Source organism: Clostridium ihumii AP5 (genome assembly GCF_000612845.1).
In the GTDB taxonomy this organism is placed as follows: domain Bacteria; phylum Bacillota; class Clostridia; order Clostridiales; family Clostridiaceae; genus Clostridium_J; species Clostridium_J ihumii.
In genome coordinates this window covers 1-23,859 of sequence record NZ_CCAT010000065.1, presented here as the reverse complement: position 1 = coordinate 23,859, position 23,859 = coordinate 1, and the positions used below count along the sequence as shown (strand labels likewise).

Here is a 23,859-nt window from a genome sequence, read left to right as displayed (position 1 = left end):
AGATTTTTATATGACTTATAAAGCAATATTTTTTGATAGAGATAATACATTAACATATGCAAATGAACAAATTAAAAATAGAAAAAAGCAGTTAATTGAAAGTTGGATAGGAAAAGAATTTAAGTTAGATTATGATAGAATGATGAATTTGTTTGAAAAAGCTAATTATCCTAAGGATGGACTTAAAAGTGTAGAAGATGAAATAATATTTTGGAAAAGATATTATTATGAGCTTTTAAAAGACGAAGGAGTGTTAGAAAATATTGAAGAAAAAGCTGAAATGATTCATAATGAATTATGGCTTAAGGAAAAAGCACTTTTCCCAGAAGTTATTGATGTACTAGAATATTTTAAAACACATGGATATAAGATAGGAGTAATTTCAGATACATCACCATCACTACAACTTACACTAGAAACATTAGGGCTTGGAAAATATTTTGATTGTTATATATGTTCTGATTTAGTTGGAGTTATGAAACCTGATGAAAAGATTTATAAGGCAGCATTAAGTGCTTTAAATGTAGAGGCTAAGGAAAGTATATATGTGGATGACTATGATGTAGAAGCTGATGGGGCAAGAATATTAGGATTTACTTCATTTCATATTGATAGAAAAAATTCACCTGAATCTCAGTGGGATATTAATTCACTTAAAGAAATAATAAATTATGTAGAAAATAAATAGATAATTTGCAAATCAAATTAATTAATTACTTTATATAAATTATACTATAGATGATAGATACCGTAGTATTCTTGAAAAGAATTTTACGGTGTTTTTTACTATATAGAAATTTAAAGTTTTTTATAAAGAATTATATTTTGCAATGTTAGGAAGGATTTATCTATTTTATATAGAAATATTACTATAACTTAATTATTTAAATAAGTTAAAAATATAGGTTTGAACCTTACAAAGAGGTAATGTTAATGAGGGGAAAGACAATAAAGATAATAAAAAATGATTTTGAGAGAAATAAATGTAAGAAATTTAATAAACTTTTATATTCTATCAAAAGTGACTATAAGGTTAACTTCAAAAATGATTTGAAAAAGATACAAATTGAAAAAGAAAGATTAGAAGTAGAATTAGAGTGCATAAAAAGTCCAAGTACACAATATGCATTAACTATAGGACTTTTTGCAGTAGGTACTGGGTTAGACAATTTAATTGAAACAATGGCTAAAGACTTAAGATTTATTGTTGCCATAGCTTATTGTTTTATAATAATTGTTGTACTAGGAAAATTATTTATTAGTGAAGCTAGAAAAGAAAAAGCATATAGATGTGCATTAGTAGCATTGAAAAAGCTAGAAGAAGAAATTAGAGAAGAAGAAATAGAAAAGCAGTTAAAACCTAAATTAATTAGAGTTCAAAAAATATAATTTAATTTTTTAGACACTTACAAATGTAAGTGTCTTTTTAGTTTAAAAATGCTTTTACATATAATAAGTTTATGTAATAATTATTATATTAAATAATTTACATTGAGCAAGGGGGAATATGATGAAGAGTAAAAAGAGCAAAGGGCTATTAGCTTTTATAGTTGCAGGAGCGTTATCATTTAGTGCCATTCCAATAAAAAATGTTAATGCAATTCATAAGGTAGATAGACTTTATGGGAGTGGAAGGTATGAAACAGCAAAGGCAATTTCAGAAAAATTTACTAAAACTGATATTGCTATTTTAGTTACTGGTGAAAATTATCCAGATGCATTAGCAGCAACACCATTAGCTAAAAAGTATAATGCACCAATATTACTTACAGAGAAAAACAATTTAAATGTAAACACTTCAGAAGAATTACAAAGATTAGGTACTAAAAAAGTATTTATTGTAGGTGGAGTTGGTGTAATAACTGAAAATGTTGAAGAACAACTAAAGTCTATAGGTCTTGAAACAGAAAGATTACAAGGAAAAACAAGATATGAGACATCTGTTAAAGTTGCAGAGAAAGTTGGCTTAACTAAAGGAATTTTTTTAACAACAGGAGAAGGATTTGCAGATGCATTAGGGGTTGGACCAATAGCAGCAAATTTAGGCATGCCAGTAGTCTTAACAACTAAGGATGTATTAAACTCAAGTACAGAAAAGTTATTAAAGGAAAACTCAATACCTAAAACTTATGTAGTAGGTGGACGAGGTGTTGTAGCAGATAGTGTTGCAAATAAATTTTCAAATTCAGAAAGAATAGAAGGATTGAATAGATATGCTACAAACAAAGCATTAATAGATAAATTTAAAAATAATTTAAGTTTTGATAATACATATGTAGCTACAGGTAACAATTTTCCAGATGCATTAGCAGGTGGAGCTTTAGCTGCAATAAATAATAATCCAATAGTTTTAACTGACTTAAATCCAGCAAATGAAACTATGACTAGTCTAGAAAATGTTAAAAAGATGACTATCTTAGGTGGAGATGGGGTTATAACTAAATTTACTGAAGATAAATTAATTGGAAAAAATGTAACCGATTTAAAAATGCATTTTATAAATGTTGGACAAGCAGATGCTATTTTAATAGAAAACAATGGAGAAACAATGCTTGTAGATGCAGGAAATAATGATGATGAAACTGTTATAAAAAATTATTTAGAGAGTCAAAATGTGTCTTATATTAATTACTTAATAGGGACTCATCCACATGAAGATCACATAGGTGCAATGGATTATGTTATAAATTCATTACAAATAGGAAAAGTGTACATGCCAAAGACAGTTTCGAATACACAAACATATAGAGATGTTATAAGTGCTATTAGCAATAAAGGAATGGAAATAACTCCACCTACAATTGGAGAGAGTTTTTATGTTGGTAGTGCAAAATGTACTATATTAGGGCCTAGAAGAGAGTATGAAAATACTAATGATAACTCTATTGTAATCAAAGTTGAGTTTGGAAATAATTCATTTTTATTGATGGGTGATGCAGAAGCTACATCAGAAATGGATATGGTAAATGGTGGAGCATATTTAAAATCAGATGTTATAAAACTAGGTCATCATGGATCAAAAACATCAAGTGTTCCCAATTTTTTAAGTAAAGTTAGTCCTAAATATGCAGTTGCAAGTGTTGGAAAAGGAAATAGCTATAAACATCCATCACAAAGTGTTATGGATAGATTAAATAGTAGTAAAGTTCCAGTTTATAGAACAGATGAATCAGGAACAATTATCTCAACAAGTAATGGAAGTATTATATTATTTAATACAAAACAAGGAAGCTATGTTGGTGGAGATTATGTGAATCCAACACCACCAAGTACATCAAATCCTGATAAACCTCCAATAAATCCACCAACAGTTGCACAAACTGTATATGTAACTAATAGTGGTAAATCATTTCATAGAACTTCTACTTGTAGCAATATGAAATCACCTATTGCAATGAGTAGACAAAATGCTATAAATAAAGGTTATAAGCAATGTAGTAAATGTAAACCATAAAATAATTTTGGAAGATAGTTTTAGCTAATAACTAAAACTATCTTTTTTTATGAAGGACTTTGAACTTAAGTTATAGAATAATTGAATTTAAGGATATTATGAATAAAAAAAGATTAGTAAATGGAAGTTTTAAATTTGATATGGAGGAAGTTTTTTTATGGAAGTTATTTTAAGAAATTTAGTAGATTCAGATAGAAGTTATTTCTTTTCATGGGTAAAAGATAAAGAGGTTATAAAATACTCACGATCAATATTTCAAAGGATTAAAACGGATGAAGAAATATCTAGGTGGTTTGATAGTATTTTAAAGGATAATACTTCTTATAACAAAGCAATTATAGATAAGTCAACTGGAATTTTAATAGGATATGCAGGCATAGCTAACTTAAATGAAACAAATTTATCTGGTGAGTATTTTATATTTATAGGAAATAAAGCTTATCATGGAAAAGGCATAGGGACATTTGTAACTAAGAAAATTGTTGAATTTGGATTTTCAGAATTGAAGCTTAATAGAATAATGCTTACAGTTTCAGAGGAGAATACTTGGGCAATTAGAGCATATGCAAAGGCAGGATTTAAAACAGAAGGTATAATGAGACAAGGGTTCTGTAGAAATGGAAGTTTTCATGACAAAGTTATTATGAGCATTTTAAGAGATGAGTGGACTGAAATGAAAAATGATGTTGTTAAAATACGTTTAGCAAATATTGAAGATGAAGATAAGGTGTCAATTTTAATATCTCAGTTTAGAATGGAATTAAAAAAGCTTAAAAATATAGAAATTACGCCCAATATAGAAAAATCAAAAGAAGAATTCAAAGAATATTTAGAAAAAAATTATCCTATTTTTGTTGCTGAAGATTACTATAAAAATGTTTTAGGATATATAGTTTGTAGAATTGAAGAAGGCGTTGTATGGGCTGAATCTTTATTTGTCTTAGAAGAGGCAAGAAGACAAGGAATAGCATACAAATTATATGAAAAGGCAGAAAATGTTGCAAAAGGATTTGGAGAAGATATGGTATACTCTTTTGTTCATCCTAATAATGATAAAATAATAAATTTTTTAGCTAAAAAGGGATATGATGTACTAAATCTTATAGAAATAAGAAAACCTTTTAAAAATGAGATGTTTAATGGAAAAATACAAGTAGGAAATTATAAATATAATTATTAAATTTATAATTTATAAATCAGATATAATTAAAAACAAATAGTATATCTTAATTACTATTTGTTTTCTAATTATAGTAGAATATTTTGAATAATATTCAATTAATTATCACTATTATTATCAGAAACATATTCTAAAATATCACCTGGTTGGCAATCTAATATTTTACATAAAGATTCTAAAGTTGAAAATCTTATGGCTTTCGCTTTATTGTTTTTTAAGATAGAAAGATTGGCCATGGTTATACCTAGTTTTTGAGATAACTCAGTAGAACTCATTTTACGTTTTGCCATCATCACATCTAAATTCACTATAATTGACATATTACACCTCTAAATATTTATATTGTTGCATCATTTTCATTTTTTATCGCTGTAGCTTCCTCAAAGACATTAGATAGCACTAAGCATAGGAAGCTTATAGCTAAACATATAAATGATACTATTATCATAGACATCACAGTAAAAGCATATAAAAATAAATCATGAAAATACACAAGATATAATGAACATCCATTAAATAATAATAGTTCAAAAAAGGCACAAAATGCAATGCTTTTAAGTAATTTACTTGTATTTGTAGAAAATGGTGTATTTTTTATAACTAAATTGCTTAAGCTTTTCAACTTAAATAATGCAATTATATAAGGTATTGAACAAAGATATATGCATGAGCTTATAATTATAACTAATTTACGATTGATTATAGAGTATGTACTTTTAAGAAATGCTGTTAGAACTAAGGGTGTACATAATAGCATTAAAACAGTAACTATGATAGCTAATATTGTTAGAAATTTTAATGTTTTAGATGTTCTATTTATTGTCATTTAAAATTACCTCAACTTTCTTTTTAAAGTTATGCTTTAATTTTAAATGCATATTTATTGTTTGTCAATAAATATACATTATTTAAAAATAAAAATGCAATGGGAAAAGATAAAAATAGAATTATAAATAGAGAGTGAATATAAAAATTAAGTATACATTGAAATTTTATGATAAAACGTAACATATAAAAATATATATAATACAAGTAAAATATTATTAAAAGGAGTGATTTTTTAGTGGAGAAGAAGTTTAAAGTATCAATAATTTTCTTTACTTTAGCAGTATTACTAGAATTTATAAGTTTATATCATTCAGAGTTTTTTATTAATAATTTCAGTGTTAATAAACCTGCAATATTTATTATGATTTTACAAATGATTTTTGCTATTGTAAGTTTAATATTAGGTGGAATAGGATTATTTAAAGCGAGAAATGAAGGTATGAAGGTAAAACATATTGTTGTTATAATTTTTTTAATAATGAATTGTGCAATTATATTTAGAGGAGCTACTGGGATTGTTCTAGTTTTGAAATTTTTAAATATGTAGTTTTGAATGATTAAACTAATAATGATTATGCAGAAAATAAACATAAAACATGAACTAATAAGAAAAAAGTGATATAATACATGTATAGTATAATAAAATTATTGCTAGTTAATGAACAAATTCAATAAGTTTTTTAGAAAAAATTAGCATTAAATATTCTTTTTAGAAAAATATTTAATTATATTAAACACAATTTAATATAATTTTTCAAGTGAAATATAAATAATTTGAACGTGCTTTCCTATATTTATAATTTTAAAATTTAGCCAGCTTAAGACATTATTTTATATTTAAAAGTATATTAACTGATTATAAAATAAAAATTAAAAAGCAAGATTAAAAGTATTAGTATCTTTAAGTTTTAGGAGGCGTAAGATGAAGTTAGTATTAGTAGATATATGTGATAGATTTAGCAGAGATGTAGTTGTTCTTAATTCCTTTGCAAAGATATTAGATGGATTAAATATTGAAGAAGAAAAATATTATAATCATGTAAAAGAAATAAGCGATGATGTATATGGAATTGCAAAGCAATTTAGGGATTTTAAAAGAAAATATGATATTATTAGTTATAATATAGAAGTAGCAAAGATGTATGAGAGTTTGTATGACAAGTTATGTGATATATCAGTGGCTTGTGCTAGATTTAGTAAAATTAGAATAGAAGAAAGTATTCATAAATTTGATGTTGCGGTAAATGATTTTAAAATAGCAATATATGATTTATAGATAAGTAAAGAGAGTATTAGACTGAAAATCTAGTACTCTTTTATAATTTTATAATTTTAAATTATTTAAAAAGTTATTCATAAAAATTTCAAACAAACTCTAATAAATTTGTAACCCTATATAGGAAAATTATATGTATAATATTTATATTTAAAATAAATATTGTAAAAATATGTGTTATAATTTTATTATTAAAATGGTTAGAAGGAGAGAATAAAAACTTATGATATTATCCTTACTAGTAGGAATAATTGCAATACCGATTTTTTTTATTAATTTTGTTGTCATATTGAAAAGAATTAAAGAAGAAAAACCTATATTTAATAATACGTTTGTATGTTGTATATGTTTAATATATATTTGGGTTTTCAGTATTATGGTATGTTCTAATTAAAATGCAAACAATAAAGAAAATTTCGACAAAATACTTTACAAAAGTATAATTTGTGATAAAATATAATTAAACCAAAGCACAATATTAAATTAGTAATTTTAGATTAATCAAAAGAAAAATATAAAGGATTAATATCTTTTATTAGAGAAGTAAAGATACTTTAATACCATAGAACCTCAAAATATAACTATATTGCACAAAAATAGGAAAGATATTTTTTATCTTTCCTATTTTTACATATAAAAGTATTGAGATTTTAATTAAGGATAAAAGGTTATTGTTTAGTTATTTATATTAAAAGGCTTAAATATTATTGTAATAAAAGATACATTAAAAAATATATTTCAAGTATGTTTTTTAGGATTTTAAGATAATTTATTTTATATTAAGATACTAAAATTAAAAATGTTGTCTTTTTTTGAAAATGTCACTAAAGTGTCATTAACAAGACATATATTTGACACATTAGAGTATTATTATATAAATATAAAGTTAATACCAATAACTAAATAAAAGTTTTTAAATTGAGTCCCCCTTAGTTTAAAAACAAGAAAATCCTTAACTTAGTAGAAAATATATTAAACTTAACATCGCACATGAAAACAAGGTAGTAAATGCTATCTTGTTTTCTATTTTTATAAGAATAAAATAGAAAGCTTAGATAATAATAAGATATGTAAAGAAAATATATAGCTACTAAGGAGGAATTTTTATGTCACCAAAAGAATTATTGTACATTGAAGATACTTTAGGTCATCTAAAATTTATGGAATCAAAATGTAATGAGGCTTCAAATAGCTTACAAGATGCAGAACTTAAAAAATATGCAACAGAATTAGCACAGAAGCATAAAGAACTATTTGATAAAATCTATGGATTATTAAATCAATAGGAGGGACTTTAATAATGAATGATAGAGATTTAATGGAATGTTTATTAATAATATCTAAAGCAGAAGCTGGATTGTGTTTGCATGGAACTATAGAATCTGCAACTTCAGATGTACATTCTACATTTAATGATGTATTATGTGAAGTATTAAAAGTACAAAATGAAATATATAATAAAATGTCATCTAAAGGATGGTATCCAACAGAACAAGCTGAACAAGAAAAAATATCAAAAGTAAAACAAAAGTTTTTAGCTCAACAGTAGATTATATTAAGCTGTACTTTAAAAAAAAAGTACAGCTTTGAATTTTTTATATAATAATATATACTAATGTATAATGAGAATAAAAGTATGGAAAGGAAGTGAAAATTAGCTTTTTTATAGGGAAATAATTAAAGTTTAAACTTTAGGTTATTCATGTTTTAGTTTAGAAAAAGTATAGAATAATTATTATTGTTATTAAGCAATAAACGTATAAATTAGAAACTTGGTTTGAAACCCTATATAGGCTAAATTTATATGAGTATAAAAAATGTTCATCATGTATGTATTCAAACAGAGTGCTATAAAGAGTCTTTAGAATTTTATACAAAAATATTAGGATTTGAAATAGTTAAGGAAACTAAAAATTTCCATAATAGGGAATATAACACATGGATTAAACTTGGAGATTTTATGATTGAACTTCAAACTAATAAGTTAGGAGATAAGCTTAATAATTGGAATTCTTTAAATGCAGGAATAGTACATATGTGTTTTATGAGTTGTGATGTAAAAGAAGAATATTTAAGAATAAAAGGAATGGGATATAATAATTTTAAAAATAAAAATGGTGAAGATGTGTACAAAGTAGAGGATGGATACTTATTTAAAGTTAAAGCTCCAGAAGGTACAGAAATTGAAATAAGAGATTTACAAATATAAGTTATTAGATTTTGATTGAAACATGAGCAACTTTGAAATTAACTTTTTAAATATGTGGAAATTCAATACGAAAATTAAATTACTCTTATTTCAAATTAATTAACAACTAAATTTATGATTAATATAAATATTACAATGGGGAATGTGTTCTCAAAATACAACTTTTATGGATAAAAAGTTGTATTGATCTTATTTGAAGTACAAATAAAATGTTGTAGTGGGGATTTCAATCCCCGGTGATATTTAACATTATTATTAATCATTAATTAGTTCAAAATATTATTTTAGGAGTGAAATAAATAATATTAATTATAAATTCATAAATAGTATTGACACATATATCGTAAAAACGTAATATATAAATATAGAGTAAAAATTTTTAAATATTATTTTAAGTTTTAATAAAAATCAAAATAATATTTTTCTTTGGAGGGGTTAATTATGATAAATAAAGTTAATAAAGAAGAATTTACAAATAAAGTTATTGAAAATGAAGGAGTAGTATTAGTCGATTTTTTTGCTACATGGTGTGGACCTTGTAAAATGATTGCGCCAGTATTAGATGAATTAAGTGTTGAGATGAAAGAGAATGTTCATATGGTAAAAGTTGATATAAATGAAAGTATGGAACTTGCAAAAGAATTTAAGGTTATGAGTGTACCAACAATGGCCATATTTAAAAATGGAGAGATGGTTGATAGAATAATTGGTTTTACAGATAAAAGTGATATTAAGAGTAAGTTAGAGTCATATATTTAAGTGAATTATAAACAATTAACAATGAAGGATAAAAGTAAATTTCTATATATTTAATTCTTAAATATTAGTAACAGTATAAGTAATATAACCATCATTGTTAATTGGTTTAAAAAGAAGTTTATATATTGAATGTGAATTTAGGATTATGAATTAATTAGATGTATAAACTAAGAAATGGCTTACAATTCTATAATTTGACAGAAGTTTTGTAAAAATATAATATATATATGATTAAATTTTTAACTAATAAAAATATTATTGTAAAGGAAGAGATTAAAATGTTAAGAGCATCAGAATATCATAAACAAGGATATAATTGTGCAGAATCAATGATAAAAGCATATAATGAAGAACATAATACTAATATACCAGTATCTTTAGGAAGTGGAATGGGTACAGGTCTTGGAGTAGGAAGTCTTTGTGGGGCAGTAAATGCTGCAGCTCTTATAGTGGGATACTTAAGAGGAAGAGAAGATTCAAATGAAGCAAATGAAGCTAGAAAAATAGCAAAAGAGCTGATGCAAGAAATTAATGGTAAGTATGGTACTAGCATATGTAAGGAATTAAAGCAAAATAAAGTTAGCTGTGCTGAAATTATAGATAATTCCTATGAGGCTTTAAATAAAGTTTTAGAGATAAAATAAGGTGGGTAGCAATACCTACCTTATTTTTTTCTAAAATGACTTTAAACTGTAACTTAAAATTAATATAATTATAATATATAACTTTAGAATGAATAAAGAAATATATAACTAATGAATAAATTTTTAGAAGCAAAGAGGAAAAAAGAATGAAAAAAAAGATAGGTATTACTTTAATAGTAATTGTAATTTTAATTATTTCAACATTTTTAGGTATTAGACATTTAAAGTTAAAAGACATAAATTTAAATAGCTTTGATGTTATAAATTATGTCAAGTACGTAGATGAAATAGGTGAAGATAAGTTTCAATTAAATTGGAAAAATATAACTAGTATATTGGCAGTTATGAATAATAACAACTTAAGTAATGTAGGAGAAAATGACATAAAGGAAATTGGAAAAAAGTTTATAAATAAAGATACTGAAAAACTTTTCAAAGTAGAACATGTTTTAGAAGAATTAGATTTTAGTAATACTGAAAAGAAAAGATTTTATAATTATATGAATCAGTTAGAATATTATGGAATAGTACCTGAAAGTTTAAGTGAGGGTTCAGAACAAATGAACTTTATAAATGATGTAAAAGAAGGTGCAATAGAGAATTATAAAAAATATGGGATTTTGCCATCTATAACAATAGGACAAGCTATTTTAGAGTCAGAATGGGGAAGATCTAAGTTGGCAACAGATGGAAACAATTTATTTGGAATAAAAGCTTCTGAGAATTATAAAGGAGATGTTATAAATTTAAAAACTAAAGAATTTTATGATGTTACTATAAATGATAACTTTAGAAAATATAAAACTAAGGAAGAGTCAATAATAGATCATGGAGAGTTTTTAAAGAATAATAAAAGATACGAAGAAAATGGAGTTTTCATTGCAAAAACATATATAAATCAGGCAAAAGCTTTAGAGAAGGCTGGATATAGTACAGCTGAAAATGAAAATGGTGAAAAAATATATGCTAAATCATTAATTCAGCTAATAAGAGAATACAACCTTCAACTAATAGATAGTGAACTTCAAACTGAACAATAACATAAAATTTGTATAACAAAATTTAAAATATAAATATAAAGAAAAGGTGGGGGAGTATTATGAAAGTTGTAGCATTTATGGGAAGTCCTAAAAAAGAAGGAAATACAGCTACTTTATTAAATCAGTTTTTAAATGGAGTTAAGGAAAGTGGAGAAAATGTAGATGTAAAAAATATTTATCTTAAGGAAAATAAAATATCTCCATGTATGGCATGTAATTATTGTAAAAGAGAAGGTAAGTGTATACAAAATGATGATATGCAGAATCTTTATGAAGTATTTAAAGAAGCAGATATTTTAGTATTTGCTACACCTATATATTGGTGGAGTATGTCTGCTCAATTAAAGACATTTATTGATAGAACATATGCTTTAAGTGAAGAGGATAGAAAAGGTAAAAAAGCATATTTAATAATGACTTATGGTGGAGAAGCACCTAATTTAGGACCAGAGCTTACTAAAAAAACATTTGAAGAGATATTTGATTATGTAGGTATTGAGTATTTAGGTTCATATGGTGTTTGCACAGATGATTATATGCCAGTAAAAGAAAACACTAAGGCATTAGAAGAAATATATACTATAGGAAAGAATATAATAAAATAAAAATTTATATAAAATTAAATAGTATATATGGATAAAACAGAAAAGCATCAGGAAATCCTGATGCTTTTTTAAAACTTATTAAGTTTTATACCAATTATTAAGCTGTTTTAGAAACTTCTTCAGCATTTAATCCTTCAGCTACAGTGTTTGCTAAATCTACAACTCTAGCAGAGTATCCCCATTCGTTATCATACCAAGAAGCAACTTTAATCATTTTACCATTAACCATAGTTGATAATGCATCAACTATAGAAGATCTGCTATCACCTTTGAAATCAACAGATACAAGTGGTAATTCACAATAACCTAATATTCCTTTTAATTCATTTTCAGAAGCTTCTTTGAAAGCATTATTTATTTCTTCAACAGTAACTTCTTTTTCAATTTCGCAAACAAGGTCAGTTATTGAAACTGCTGCAGTTGGAACTCTAAGAGAAAATCCATTTAATTTTCCTTTTAAATCAGGTAATACCTTAGCAACAGCTTTAGCAGCACCAGTTGTAGTTGGAACTATTGATTGTCCAGCAGCTCTAGCTCTTCTTAAATCTTTATGAGTTTTATCTAATATTTGTTGATCGTTTGTATATGAATGTATAGTAGTCATAAATCCATTTACTATACCAAATTTATCATTTAAAACTTTAGCAACAGGTGCTAAACAATTTGTTGTACATGATGCGTTAGAAATTATTGTATGTTTAGATAAATCTAATTCTTCATCATTTACACCCATAACTATAGTTATATCTTCATCTTTACCAGGAGCTGTTAAAATTACTTTTTTTGCACCAGCATCTACATGTCCCATAAGATCTTCTTTAGTTTTGAACTTTCCAGTAGATTCTATAACTAAATCAACATCAAGTTCTTTCCAAGGAATATCTTTTGGAGTTTGACATCTTGTTATTTTTATTTCGTTACCATTTATTATCATTGAATCTTCAGTTGTTTTTACATCACCTTTGAAAGTTCCGAAACAAGAATCATAAACAAATAAATGTGCTAATGTTTCAACATCTGCTCTAGCATTAATTGAAACTATATTAAAATTATTATCAGGATTCTCACATGCAATCCTTAAAAATGTTCTACCTATTCTTCCAAATCCGTTTATACCTACATTTATCATAAAAAAGTTACCCCCTACTAATCAATAAAAATTATTAATACGCTTTATATTTAAATTCATATTTTAAAATTTCAAATTTTGTTGTTCTCTATATTTAAATAGTACAACATATTAACTATCAAATCAAATAAAGTATATCACAATAAAATTAAAAATATGATGAATTTCTACTGAATATATATGAAAAACTCGTAAATGCTCTATAATGCTAAAAAATATACTATGCTATATAATATATAGCATAGTATATAAATGTTAATAAATTCAGAAATAATAGAATATTTAACAAAAACGTAACGAAATAATATATAAATATATTATAATAGTGTATCACATTTATATTTTTACATATAAGCGTGAATGAAGAAGCACTGTTTAATATAGATTTTCTATATTAAACAGCAAAATTTTTGAATAATACAATTCTTATTTCATCATAAGATATATTAGTGTTAACTATTTCTTTTATAGGCTTTAAACGTTCTTTACCTACTTTAGATATAGCATCTAAAATTTCTCTTTCATTATCTTCATTATAAAGGTTAGTAAAATCTAATTGTAAATCTTCGCTACCATGTTCTAAAAAATATTTTTTTATGTGATCTAATATAGTATTTAGCTGAAGACCTCTTTCATTAATTACATTCTCTACGGAAGGATTGTCTTTAAGCATATCTATAGTAATATCAATGGTTTTTCCCTTAGTAGATGAAGTTTTGGAAGAATTAGATTTAGGGGATTTTAAGTATGTAAAGTTTCTAGTTACATTGTTAGACTCAACATATTCTTTTATACAACTTAAGAATTCTTCCCCATATTTATTAGCTTTATGTTCTCCAACACCATTTATGTCTAAAAGTTCATTTATAGATATAGGGAACCTTTGACTAAATTCTTTTAAAGTACTGTCTGAGAAAATTATATATGGTGGAATATTTTCTTCTTCGGCTAAAGATTTTCTTAAGGATTTTAAAATTGTAAGTAGTTCATTATTAGTAGAAATAGATTCTTTTGTGTTAATCTCCTTAAATATCACTTTAGCTTCTCGCTTTAAAACAGGAATAGAATTTTCAGTTAATCCAACAACAGGAAAATCACCTTGAATAGATTCTAAATATTTATGAGATATAAGTGTGTTTATAAAGTTTTTTAAATCATCTTTAGAAAAGTTATGCATAATTCCATAAGTATTTAGTTTATCTAATCCAAGTCGTAGGATTTTTTGGTTTTTAGAACCTCTTAAAATGTCTACTATAGTAGTAACACCTAAAGGTCTTTTCATTTCGTATACACAATAAAGGACATTTCTAGCATCTTCAGTTTTATCAACTAGTTCTCCTTCAAAGTGGCAGTTACTACATTTTCCACATTCTTTATCATATTCTTCCCCAAAATAATTTAATATAAATTTCTTTAAACAGTCATTTGAATACACAAAATCTGACATAAGTTGTAGTTTATTATATTCATTGACTTTTCTAAATTCATCATAAGTTCCAATATCAATTAAATATTTTTGAAGATGTATATCGGAAGGAGAAAATAGCATTATACAATCACTTTCTTCACCATCTCTTCCAGCTCTACCTATTTCTTGATAGTAACTTTCTATATTTTTAGGCATATTATTATGTATAACAAATCGAACGTTAGATTTATCTATACCCATACCAAAAGCATTTGTAGCTATAATTACATTGGATTTATCATATATAAAATCTTCTTGATTAGTGGAACGTTCATTATCAGAAAGTCCAGCATGATATTTAAGTGCTTCAATATCATTAGCAATTAAAAGCTCATGGAGATGTTCTACTTCTTTACGTGTAGCACAATATATTATTCCAGAATCTTTGCTATGAGTTTTTAAGTAATTAAGGATAAATGATTTTTTATCTCCACCTTTAATTATTGTAAGATTTAGATTTTCTCTATCAAAACCAGTAATAAAAATTTCAGGTGATTTTAAATTTAGTAGATTAACTATATCTACTTTAACTTCTTCTGTAGCAGTTGCAGTAAAAGCTGCAATAATAGGACGATTATTTAAAAGATTTATAAATTCAGGTATTTTTTTATAACTTGATCTAAAATCATGACCCCATTGAGAAACACAGTGAGCTTCATCTATGGCAAGAAAAGACACTTTTAAAGAGGATATCATCATAATAAAATCCTGTGATAGTAGTCTTTCAGGTGCTACATATAAAATTTTTATAGTATTATTTAAAACTTTATCTTTAATTATTTCATATTCTGTATTACTTAAAGTACTATTTATATAAGCAGCGTTTATGCCTATTGAGTTTATAGAGTCTACTTGATCTTTCATAAGAGATATAAGTGGAGAAACAACAATTGTAATTCCATCGAATAAAACTGAAGGAATTTGATAACAAATAGATTTTCCACCACCAGTAGGCATTATAGCTAAGGTATCATTACCATTTAAAATAGAGTTTATTATGGATTCTTGACCTTTCCTAAAGGAACTATATCCAAAATATTTTTTCAAAACATTAAGAGCATTGTTCATTAAAAATTCACCTCATAAATTATACTATTGACTATTTATAATGATAGACCAAATTAGTAATAAATAAAACATAAATACAATAATTTATTAATATTATAAAAGTAAATACAAAGTTTGAAATATATAGAAAATTATGATAATATGTAAAATAAATATTAACAAATTGTAATATTTATATAAATTGTGGGGAATTTAATGAGAGGGGTTTGGAATATGGAGAGATTTTCAGCGGAGGATTATATTGAATATGTAGTTTCAACTAAAAAGGTAAAATACGATGACATAAAAGTTGGTGAACTTGTTATTCTTACATGGTTTGAAAGTGTTATTGATCACCTGAAAAATAAGTATGCTGCTGTAGAGCCAAAACATAATATTTTTGGAAACAGAAATAAAGTTTATAATGGTAAAGTCAATGGTAAATTAGTTACCTTTGTATATTGTACAATAGGTGCATCAGCAACTGTAGCTATAATGGAAGAACTTAAAGTATTAGGAGCAAAAAAAATAATAGGAGTTGGATTATGTGGAAGTTTAAATGAAAAGCTAAAAATAGGAAATCTATTTATTCCATATAAATGTATTAGAGAAGAAGGAACGTCTTATCACTATTTAGACGCAAATGAAGAGGCTATACCATCAGAAGTTTTAATGAAAAAAATAGAAAAGGCAATGAAAAAAAATAGACATACATATTATATAGGAAATCATTGGACTACAGATGCAATTTATAGAGAAGACATAGAAAAGATTCAAAAGTATAAAAAAGAAGATATTTATGGAGTTGATATGGAAACATCAGCTATGTATGTTTTTGGAATAGTTAAAGATATAGAGGTATGCAACTTGTTGGTAGTAAGTGATGAAATGTGGGACAAGTGGAAGCCAGGTTTTGGAGAAGATAAGATTGAATCAGGATTTTATAGGGCTATGGAAGCTATCGAAGATGTAATAATAGATTGGTTATTTTAGTTTATATAAATAAATTAAAAGAAAAAGCCTTAAAACTCAAGCATTTATATTTATTATACGAATATATCTATAGTAAATATAAAAAGAGGGTGTATAAGGGATATGATAAAAATTGGAGAGGTTTTATGTGCAAATAACTATAATGTGTATAAACACTTAAATAATTATAAGAAGAAAAAGAAAAATGAAGATGAGAATGTTAAATCATTTAAAGAACTTACAGAAGAAAAATATAAAAAGATGAGAGATGAAAAAAATAAAAGATGATTAAATTTTAAAAAAGGTACGAATAAATTTAGGTTACTCGTACCTTTTGTTTTATAAACTATTGGTATACATATCTATAATATCTTTTTCTGTCACCTTAAAAGGATGATTTTTAAGTTTTGAAGTATTAATTGCCATTGAATGTGAGAAGTTTAAAATCTCTTCTTTAGATAAAGTTAAGTTTTCATCTAAAAGTAATTTTAAATAATCTCCAAATGCATCTAATGTTCTAAAGTTTAAATAGGAAAGAATTTTGTTAACTTTTTGTTTATCTTCATGAAACTGAAGAAATGATTTTAATAGGAATCCATTTGCTCTTCCATGTGGAATTCCTTTAAAATATGTTAGAGAATATCCCATTCCATGAGGAAGTGAAGTTCCAGATTGAGATATAACCATACCAGCTATAGTTGATGTTAATACAAGTTTTTCTCTTGTATTAACATCAATAGTATTCTTTTCTAAAGATTCAAGACATTGTCCGAAGTATTCAAGTCCTTTTTCAGCTAAAGAATCACTTAATAAATTTGCATTACTTGAAAGATAACCTTCTATAAGATGTGAAAGAGAATCTATAGAAGTATTAATTGTTACATTTTTAGGAGTTTCCATAAAATAAGTTGCATCTAAAAATGATATTTTAGGAAACACTCTTTGAATAATACCTCTTTTAGTTTTAGAGTTATGATCGGTAACTATTGCATAAGGTGTAGTTTCACTTCCAGTACCAGCTGTAGTTGGAATTGCAACTATAGGTAGTGATAATAAATTACTATCATTAAACAGTGAATCTAAATTGGCACTTTCATTTTTAATAAGCACACCAGCAGCTTTTGAAGAATCAAGAGGTGAACCACCACCAATACCAATGATAAAATCTACATTAGAAGCTTTTCCAAAAGTAGCTATTTTATCTATAGTTTCTAATGAAGGGTTTTCTTCTACATCATCAAATATAACAAAATTTATACATAAGGAATTTAGTATAAATTTAACATCATTTAAAGAACCATTTTTCTTAGAAGAATGTTTTCCTGTTACTATAAGTGCATTTTTACCTAATCTACTAATTAAATCTTTGTGTTTTTTTAAACAGTCTTTTCCAGACACAATTTTAGTTGGCATGTAAAATAAATCGTTACTCATATTTTCCTCCTACATAGTTAATATTTAATATATTATATTTTCTATAAGTAATAAAAAAAACCTTTATAATAATAAAAAAATCATGTAGAATTGATTTTTCAATAATAAGCTATTATAATTCATAAGAGTTAGTATAGTTATTTAAATTGAAAATGAAATGTATTCATAATTCAATTTTAAATTTAAGATTGTGAAAATATATTATAAATACAAATTTTATATACTGGTAAGATTTTAGTCTTGGCAGATTTTGATAAAGATATAAGTTGAAAACTTATAATATTAAATATGGGATGTGAAAAAGTGGAAGAAAGATTACAAAAATATATGGCTAGATGTGGTGTAGATTCTAGAAGAAAATGTGAAGAAATAATACTAAGTGGAAGAGTTAAAGTTAATGGACAGATAGTTAACGAACTTGGAATAAAAGTAAATGAAGAAAAAGATGTTATAGAAGTGGATGGAAAAAATGTAAGACCAGAAGAAAGAAAGGTTTATATAGCACTTAATAAACCTGAAGGATATGTATCTACGGTTAAGGATGAAAGAGGAAGAAAAACTATAATAGATTTAGTAAGTGTTGATGAAAGAATTTATCCTATAGGTAGATTAGATTATGATACATCAGGGCTTATATTACTTACAAACGATGGAGACGTTTATAATAAAGTAATACATCCAAGAGTTGAAAAAAATAAAGTATATATTGCAACTGTAAAAGGAATACCTAATAAAGAAGAAATAAGAAAAATATGCACTGGCGTAGATATAGGTGGATATATAACAGCTCCTGCAAAGTGCAGAATTTTAAAAGAGAATTCTTTAAATAGAAATAGTGAAACTTGTGAATTGGAAATAATAATACATGAAGGTAAAAATAGACAAGTAAGAAAAATGTGTGATGCTATAAATCATAAAGTTATAAAACTTAAAAGAATAGCTATAGGTAATATAAAACTTGGAGATTTAAAAAAAGGAAATTTTAGATTTTTAAATGATAATGAAGTGAAGTATTTAAAGGGAGAAATTTAACATGTTTAAATATGTAAGTGATGTAAGTGAACTTTCTCAGAATATAATAGATAAATTTGTAGGAAACAAAAATGTTGCTATAGATTGTACTTTAGGAAATGGATATGATACTAAATTTTTGAGTAGTAAATTTAACAAAGTATATAGTTTTGATATTCAAGATGTAGCTATAGAAAATTACAAAAAGAATAGTGATGAGAGAGTCACATTGATAAAAGATTGTCATAGTAAAATTTCAGATTATGTAGAAGAAAATGTAGATGCAGTTATGTATAATTTAGGGTTTTTACCTGGTGGAGATAAAAGTATCACAACTAACTGTGAAAGTAGTTTGAAAAGTATAGAATGTGCATTACAAATATTAAATCCAGGTGGAATAATGACTGTGGCTATTTATGTAGGGCATGAACAAGGTGCAAAAGAAGAAGGCGTACTTATGGAATATTTCATGAAGTTAGATAAAAAGAAATATGGTGTTATGTTACATAAAGTTGTGAATAGAAGTGAGGTTGCACCGAGGCTTGTTGTTATTGAAAAGAAATAGAAAAGGTTTAAAACTTATAAAACATTAAGTTGCAAAAAGAACAAATGGTGAAATTATAAATTCAAATTACGAAAAAATGAAATATTTATTGATATATAGTTCATTAAATGTTAAAATTTTATATAGAACAATTCTATTATTTAATAAATTGAAATTTTGAATGTGTGTCTGTTTCAAAATTCAATTTTACTATATAGTTTTAATTTCAAATAGATATTATATTGTTTAAAATAATAGGGAACTTAAAATAAATAGTATACATTTTAAATATTCGTTGAATGGAGGTTAGCAAATTGGAGAATAGTAGCAAAGATCTTATGAGATTAATTCAAATGAAATTTCCAAGACTTAGTAAAGGTCAAAAGTTAATTGCTGAATATATATTAAAGCATTATGATAAAGCAGCATTTATGACTGCAGCTAAGCTTGGAAATAGTGTTGGTGTAAGTGAATCAACCGTAGTTAGATTTGCAAATCAATTAGGATATGAAGGATACCCAGAGTTACAAAAAGCATTACAAGAACTTATAAAGAATAAACTTACAACAGTTCAAAGAATTGAATTGTCTAATGATTTTATAAGTCATAATAATGCATTAAAAGGTGTATTAAAGTCAGATATTGAAAATATTAGAGTAACATTAGAAAAAATAAATCATACAGCTTTTGATGAAGCTGTAAATCATATTTTTAAAGCTAAAAAAATATATATTATAGGACTTAGAAGTTCTACGGCATTAGCTGATTTTTTAGGTTTCTATTTAAATTTAATATTAGACAATGTAAAAATTGTATCTTATGGAATGAGCGATATTTTTGAACAAATGTTAAATGTTTCAGAAGAAGATTGTGTAATAGGTATAGGATTTCCAAGATACGCTGTTAGAACAATAGAAGCTTTAAATTTTTCAAAGTCTAGAAATGCAACAGTAATTGCAATAACAGACAGTCTTTTATCTCCATTAGCAACGAAGGCGGATTATACACTTGTAGCAGAAAGTAATATGGCATCATTTGTAGATTCACTAGTAGCACCTTTAAGTGTTATAAATGCACTTATAATTGCTGTAGGCCTTAGAGAAAAAGAAAAAATATCACAAACATTTAGTGATTTGGAAAGTATGTGGAAAAATTATCAAGTATACTCTTATAAAAAAGAATAATAAAACGGTATGTTTATAAAATAAGTTCGTGAAATTATATACGAACTTATTTTTTTTATACAAAATAATTGATATTTAATTAAGTTTTTATATAAAAATCTTAACTGATATATATTAGGTTATAAAATAAGTGATGTGTTTATAAAAACAAATTGATTTTTAAATAAAATTAATAACTAATAATTAAAACTATGAGTATTTTTTATAAAATTAAATTAATAATATTTAGTATTTATGATAAATATCTTATAGGATCATAAAACTATAACAAATAGCAGGCTAAAAAAGTTTTTGTAGGTATTGGTTCAAAGCTATATAAAGGATTTAACATATATGGAATATATGTATATTGTAAATCATATGTTAATTATCGTAAGACATATAAAGAAATTATTAAATATAATAAGAAATTTATAATTTTGTTATTATATTATCAATAAATAATAAAGACAGTACTTAATTATTTTTGAGTAATTTATAATATTACATTGATTTAAAAAAGGAATATCTATAAAAAAATAATAATAAATGATACTTTACAAAATATTAAAATAGTGTTATAAAACTATATATAGAGAAAAGATTAATAATTTTCAAAATATTTAAATTTAATTATTCAAAATAAATAAGTCTAATTTAAATAAAACACAATGATGTTTACAGAAAGTGAAAAAAATAACAAAAAATAAATTAAAAAGTTATTGATTTCTTAGAAAATATAGATTAATATGTTAATTGAAAGGTATGTAATCGTTTTATGATACTAAAATGATTATTAGTTTTCAGAAAAATATAAAATTAAATGTCAGACGATAAAAATATTAAGAATCTACAAAACATTCAGAAAAAACTGTATATTTAAAGGGTTTTTGATGAATTTGTAGAATTATAAGAGTGTGGTTATAATAAAGTTAATATTATAAAATATTTATTAATATTAACAAATTTTATAATATATATTAAAAATATTAAATTATTAATTATTAAATTTAAAATATTTAAAATTTATTGGGGGTAGGGAACCATGGATACTAAATCTTATATTGAACAAGTTCTAGAAAATGTAAAGAAAAGAAACAGTGGAGAGCCTGAATTCATTCAAGCTGTTGAGGAAGTTTTACACTCATTAACTCCTGTTTTAGACAAACATCCAGAATACATTGAATCAAATCTTTTAGAAAGATTCTGTGAACCAGAAAGACAAATAATGTTTAAAGTGCCTTGGACAGACGATAATGGCAATGTTCATGTAAATAGAGGTTTCAGAGTACAATTTAATGGATGTATAGGACCTTACAAAGGTGGTTTAAGATTCCATCCATCAGTTTACTTAGGAATAATCAAATTCTTAGGATTTGAACAAATATTAAAGAACTCATTAACAGGTCTTCCAATAGGTGGAGGTAAAGGTGGTTCAGACTTCGACCCAAGAGGTAAATCAAATGCTGAAATAAGAAGATTCTGCGAAAGCTTTATGACTGAATTATACAGACATATAGGACCAGACGTAGACGTTCCAGCTGGAGATATGGGTGTTGGAGCTAGAGAAGTAGCTTACTTATATGGACAATATAGAAGAATAAGAGGAGCTTTTGAAAATGGAGTTATTACTGGTAAAGGATTATCATTTGGTGGTAGCTTAGTAAGACCAGAAGCAACAGGATTTGGTGTAACTTACTTCTGTGAAGAAATGTTACAACATGTAGGAACAACAATAAAAGGAAAAACAGTAGCTATATCAGGATTTGGTCAAGTTGCTTGGGGCGTTTGTAAAAAAGTTGCACAACTTGGTGGTAAAGTTATAACAATATCTGGACCAGACGGATATGTTTATGATAAAGACGGAGTTGTTACTGACGAAAAAATAGATTACTTATTAGAAATGAGAGCTTCAGGAAGAGATAAAGCTCAAGATTATGCAGATAAATTTGGTTGTGAATTCCATGCAGGAGAAAAACCATGGGGAGTTAAAGCTGACGTTATAATTCCAGCAGCAACTCAAAATGATATACGTATAGAACATGCTAAACAAATAGTTGCAAATGGAACTAAATATATTTGTGAAGCAGCTAACATGCCATGTACTAACGAAGCAGTTCAATACTTCTTAGACAATGGTTTAGTAGTAGGACCTGCTAAAGCAGCTAATGCTGGTGGAGTTTCAGTTTCAGCTTTAGAAATGGCTCAAAACAGCATGAGATATTCTTGGACAGCAGAAGAAGTTGATGCAAAACTTCATCAAATAATGAAAGATATCCATAACAATGCTAAAAATGCAGCTGAAACTTATGGATTTGGATATAACTTAGTTGCTGGTGCTAACATAGCTGGTTTCTTAAAAGTAGCTGAAGCTATGTACCTACAAGGAATATACTAATAGAAGTTAAATATACACAAAAGAAACTGATTTTTAAAAGTCAGTTTCTTTTTATGTGTGCATTTACTTTAAAACTCTGAGTTAAACTAAAAAACAATGTATAATAAATAATTTCTATGTATAAACTAAAGAAAAATTCAGAGGTGGTTATTATGAAGAATAAAGATAATAAAAATGCATTTACTAATATAGCAGCTATAGGAAATTTCACTAAAAATGCTGTAGAAAATTTTGAAGAAAATATAGTAAAAGAAAAAGATTATCTTGAAAAAACAGGAGTAAAAAAAAGAGGAAGTTCTAAGTAATCAAAGTTAAATCCTATTAGTATCAAAATCTAATAGGATTTTTTATTATATAATAATTTGAATTCTTTATATAAAAAGATCAAAGAAAAAGTGATGTTTAACATCACTTTTCGCTCTTACTTTTTATTTAGATGCTAATATAGGGTTCCAAGCTGAAAAATGAAATTATTCAAATAATAAATGAGAATAGCAGTATTCCAAGAAACAGTAATTATTTAAAACGTTATTCATAAAAACTTCAAAGAAACTCTAATAAATTTGCCATTTTATTTCCAAGACTAAACGGCTGAATCGACGTCCTGTCTAGGCAGTCGCTGAACCCGTCCTTGGGTTCAGGTCTTGAAAATAAAACACAAATTAATAAGATTTTCTAAATCAATTTTTAAAGAAATA

Annotated in this window: 25 protein-coding genes; 20 read left to right on the top strand and 5 right to left on the bottom strand. The window is 25.5% G+C overall.

Annotated features, from left to right (window positions below):
- Positions 1 to 10: 10 nt before the first annotated feature.
- The 4 genes from BN346_RS20630 to BN346_RS21955 all read left to right on the top strand — a co-directional run bounded on the left by BN346_RS20630 (position 11) and on the right by BN346_RS21955 (position 4,634).
- Complete coding sequence (locus BN346_RS20630) at positions 11 to 688, top strand: HAD family hydrolase (protein WP_051540401.1); 678 nt, start codon at positions 11 to 13, stop codon at positions 686 to 688.
- A gap of 245 nt (positions 689 to 933) precedes the next feature.
- Entirely contained in the window at positions 934 to 1,389 is a 456-nt protein-coding gene (locus BN346_RS13245) for a hypothetical protein (RefSeq protein WP_040329241.1), read from the top strand.
- Between the two features lie 121 nt (positions 1,390 to 1,510).
- Positions 1,511 to 3,454 (top strand): cell wall-binding repeat-containing protein, encoded by a 1,944-nt coding sequence (locus tag BN346_RS13240; protein WP_040329239.1) that lies wholly within the window; start codon positions 1,511 to 1,513, stop codon positions 3,452 to 3,454.
- 157 nt (positions 3,455 to 3,611) lie between these two features.
- The gene (locus tag BN346_RS21955) at positions 3,612 to 4,634 is read left to right on the top strand and encodes a GNAT family N-acetyltransferase (RefSeq protein WP_203226300.1); all 1,023 of its coding nucleotides are present in this window, start codon (positions 3,612 to 3,614) and stop codon (positions 4,632 to 4,634) included.
- Between the two features lie 98 nt (positions 4,635 to 4,732).
- Here the strand turns inward: BN346_RS21955 and BN346_RS13225 are convergent, their stop codons facing one another.
- Together BN346_RS13225 and BN346_RS13220 are read right to left on the bottom strand one after the other, a co-directional pair.
- The gene (locus BN346_RS13225; RefSeq protein WP_040329237.1) at positions 4,733 to 4,954 is read right to left on the bottom strand and encodes a helix-turn-helix domain-containing protein; all 222 of its coding nucleotides are present in this window, start codon (positions 4,952 to 4,954) and stop codon (positions 4,733 to 4,735) included.
- Positions 4,955 to 4,971: 17 nt separating this feature from the next.
- Positions 4,972 to 5,460, bottom strand: coding sequence for a DUF2975 domain-containing protein (locus BN346_RS13220; RefSeq protein ID WP_040329235.1), 489 nt, complete (start codon positions 5,458 to 5,460; stop codon positions 4,972 to 4,974).
- A 237-nt stretch (positions 5,461 to 5,697) separates the two neighbouring features.
- Between BN346_RS13220 and BN346_RS13215 the strand changes: the two genes are divergently transcribed.
- From BN346_RS13215 to BN346_RS13175, 9 genes are all read left to right on the top strand, one after another.
- A complete protein-coding gene (locus BN346_RS13215) occupies positions 5,698 to 6,009 on the top strand; it encodes a hypothetical protein (protein ID WP_040329234.1) in 312 nt (103 codons plus the stop codon).
- Between the two features lie 375 nt (positions 6,010 to 6,384).
- Positions 6,385 to 6,738 carry a hypothetical protein gene (locus BN346_RS13210; RefSeq protein ID WP_040329233.1) on the top strand — a complete coding sequence of 118 codons (354 nt, stop codon included), beginning with the start codon at positions 6,385 to 6,387 and terminating at the stop codon, positions 6,736 to 6,738.
- A gap of 1,106 nt (positions 6,739 to 7,844) precedes the next feature.
- On the top strand, positions 7,845 to 8,024 hold the full coding sequence (locus BN346_RS13205; RefSeq protein ID WP_040329232.1) for a hypothetical protein: 180 nt from the start codon (positions 7,845 to 7,847) through the stop codon (positions 8,022 to 8,024).
- A 14-nt stretch (positions 8,025 to 8,038) separates the two neighbouring features.
- Complete coding sequence (locus BN346_RS13200; protein WP_040329231.1) at positions 8,039 to 8,287, top strand: spore coat protein; 249 nt, start codon at positions 8,039 to 8,041, stop codon at positions 8,285 to 8,287.
- Positions 8,288 to 8,542: 255 nt separating this feature from the next.
- Positions 8,543 to 8,947, top strand: coding sequence for a VOC family protein (locus tag BN346_RS13195; protein WP_040329229.1), 405 nt, complete (start codon positions 8,543 to 8,545; stop codon positions 8,945 to 8,947).
- 441 nt (positions 8,948 to 9,388) lie between these two features.
- Positions 9,389 to 9,706: a thioredoxin gene (trxA, locus tag BN346_RS13190; protein ID WP_040329228.1), complete on the top strand. Its 318-nt coding sequence runs from the start codon at positions 9,389 to 9,391 to the stop codon at positions 9,704 to 9,706.
- Positions 9,707 to 9,984: 278 nt separating this feature from the next.
- Positions 9,985 to 10,350: a C-GCAxxG-C-C family (seleno)protein gene (locus BN346_RS13185; RefSeq protein WP_040329227.1), complete on the top strand. Its 366-nt coding sequence runs from the start codon at positions 9,985 to 9,987 to the stop codon at positions 10,348 to 10,350.
- Positions 10,351 to 10,496: 146 nt separating this feature from the next.
- Complete coding sequence (locus BN346_RS13180) at positions 10,497 to 11,390, top strand: glycoside hydrolase family 73 protein (RefSeq protein ID WP_040329225.1); 894 nt, start codon at positions 10,497 to 10,499, stop codon at positions 11,388 to 11,390.
- A gap of 59 nt (positions 11,391 to 11,449) precedes the next feature.
- Positions 11,450 to 11,995 (top strand): flavodoxin family protein, encoded by a 546-nt coding sequence (locus tag BN346_RS13175; RefSeq protein WP_040329224.1) that lies wholly within the window; start codon positions 11,450 to 11,452, stop codon positions 11,993 to 11,995.
- A gap of 97 nt (positions 11,996 to 12,092) precedes the next feature.
- Here BN346_RS13175 and gap read toward each other — a convergent pair whose 3' ends face one another.
- Entirely contained in the window at positions 12,093 to 13,124 is a 1,032-nt protein-coding gene (gap, locus tag BN346_RS13170; protein ID WP_040329223.1) for a type I glyceraldehyde-3-phosphate dehydrogenase, read from the bottom strand.
- A 394-nt stretch (positions 13,125 to 13,518) separates the two neighbouring features.
- Positions 13,519 to 15,660: a DNA helicase RecQ gene (recQ, locus tag BN346_RS13165; RefSeq protein WP_040329222.1), complete on the bottom strand. Its 2,142-nt coding sequence runs from the start codon at positions 15,658 to 15,660 to the stop codon at positions 13,519 to 13,521.
- 213 nt (positions 15,661 to 15,873) lie between these two features.
- On the opposite strand from recQ, the gene BN346_RS20625 reads away from it, so the two are divergent.
- Positions 15,874 to 16,632, top strand: coding sequence for a nucleoside phosphorylase (locus BN346_RS20625; RefSeq protein ID WP_051540399.1), 759 nt, complete (start codon positions 15,874 to 15,876; stop codon positions 16,630 to 16,632).
- 102 nt (positions 16,633 to 16,734) lie between these two features.
- Entirely contained in the window at positions 16,735 to 16,899 is a 165-nt protein-coding gene (locus BN346_RS21720) for a hypothetical protein (protein WP_158644493.1), read from the top strand.
- A gap of 51 nt (positions 16,900 to 16,950) precedes the next feature.
- On the opposite strand, the gene BN346_RS13155 is transcribed toward BN346_RS21720, so the two are convergent.
- On the bottom strand, positions 16,951 to 18,045 hold the full coding sequence (locus BN346_RS13155) for an iron-containing alcohol dehydrogenase family protein (protein WP_040329221.1): 1,095 nt from the start codon (positions 18,043 to 18,045) through the stop codon (positions 16,951 to 16,953).
- A gap of 303 nt (positions 18,046 to 18,348) precedes the next feature.
- Between BN346_RS13155 and BN346_RS13150 the strand changes: the two genes are divergently transcribed.
- The 5 genes from BN346_RS13150 (at position 18,349) to BN346_RS21950 (ending at position 23,466) form a co-directional block, all read left to right on the top strand.
- Entirely contained in the window at positions 18,349 to 19,077 is a 729-nt protein-coding gene (locus BN346_RS13150; RefSeq protein WP_040329220.1) for a pseudouridine synthase, read from the top strand.
- Position 19,078: 1 nt separating this feature from the next.
- A complete protein-coding gene (gene mnmM, locus BN346_RS13145) occupies positions 19,079 to 19,621 on the top strand; it encodes a tRNA 5-(aminomethyl)-2-thiouridylate-methyltransferase MnmM (RefSeq protein ID WP_040329219.1) in 543 nt (180 codons plus the stop codon).
- Between the two features lie 278 nt (positions 19,622 to 19,899).
- Positions 19,900 to 20,784 carry a MurR/RpiR family transcriptional regulator gene (locus BN346_RS13140; protein WP_423219653.1) on the top strand — a complete coding sequence of 295 codons (885 nt, stop codon included), beginning with the start codon at positions 19,900 to 19,902 and terminating at the stop codon, positions 20,782 to 20,784.
- A gap of 1,024 nt (positions 20,785 to 21,808) precedes the next feature.
- Positions 21,809 to 23,161 carry an NADP-specific glutamate dehydrogenase gene (gene gdhA, locus BN346_RS13135; protein ID WP_040329217.1) on the top strand — a complete coding sequence of 451 codons (1,353 nt, stop codon included), beginning with the start codon at positions 21,809 to 21,811 and terminating at the stop codon, positions 23,159 to 23,161.
- A gap of 152 nt (positions 23,162 to 23,313) precedes the next feature.
- Entirely contained in the window at positions 23,314 to 23,466 is a 153-nt protein-coding gene (locus tag BN346_RS21950) for a hypothetical protein (RefSeq protein ID WP_187372139.1), read from the top strand.
- Positions 23,467 to 23,859: the final 393 nt, after the last annotated feature.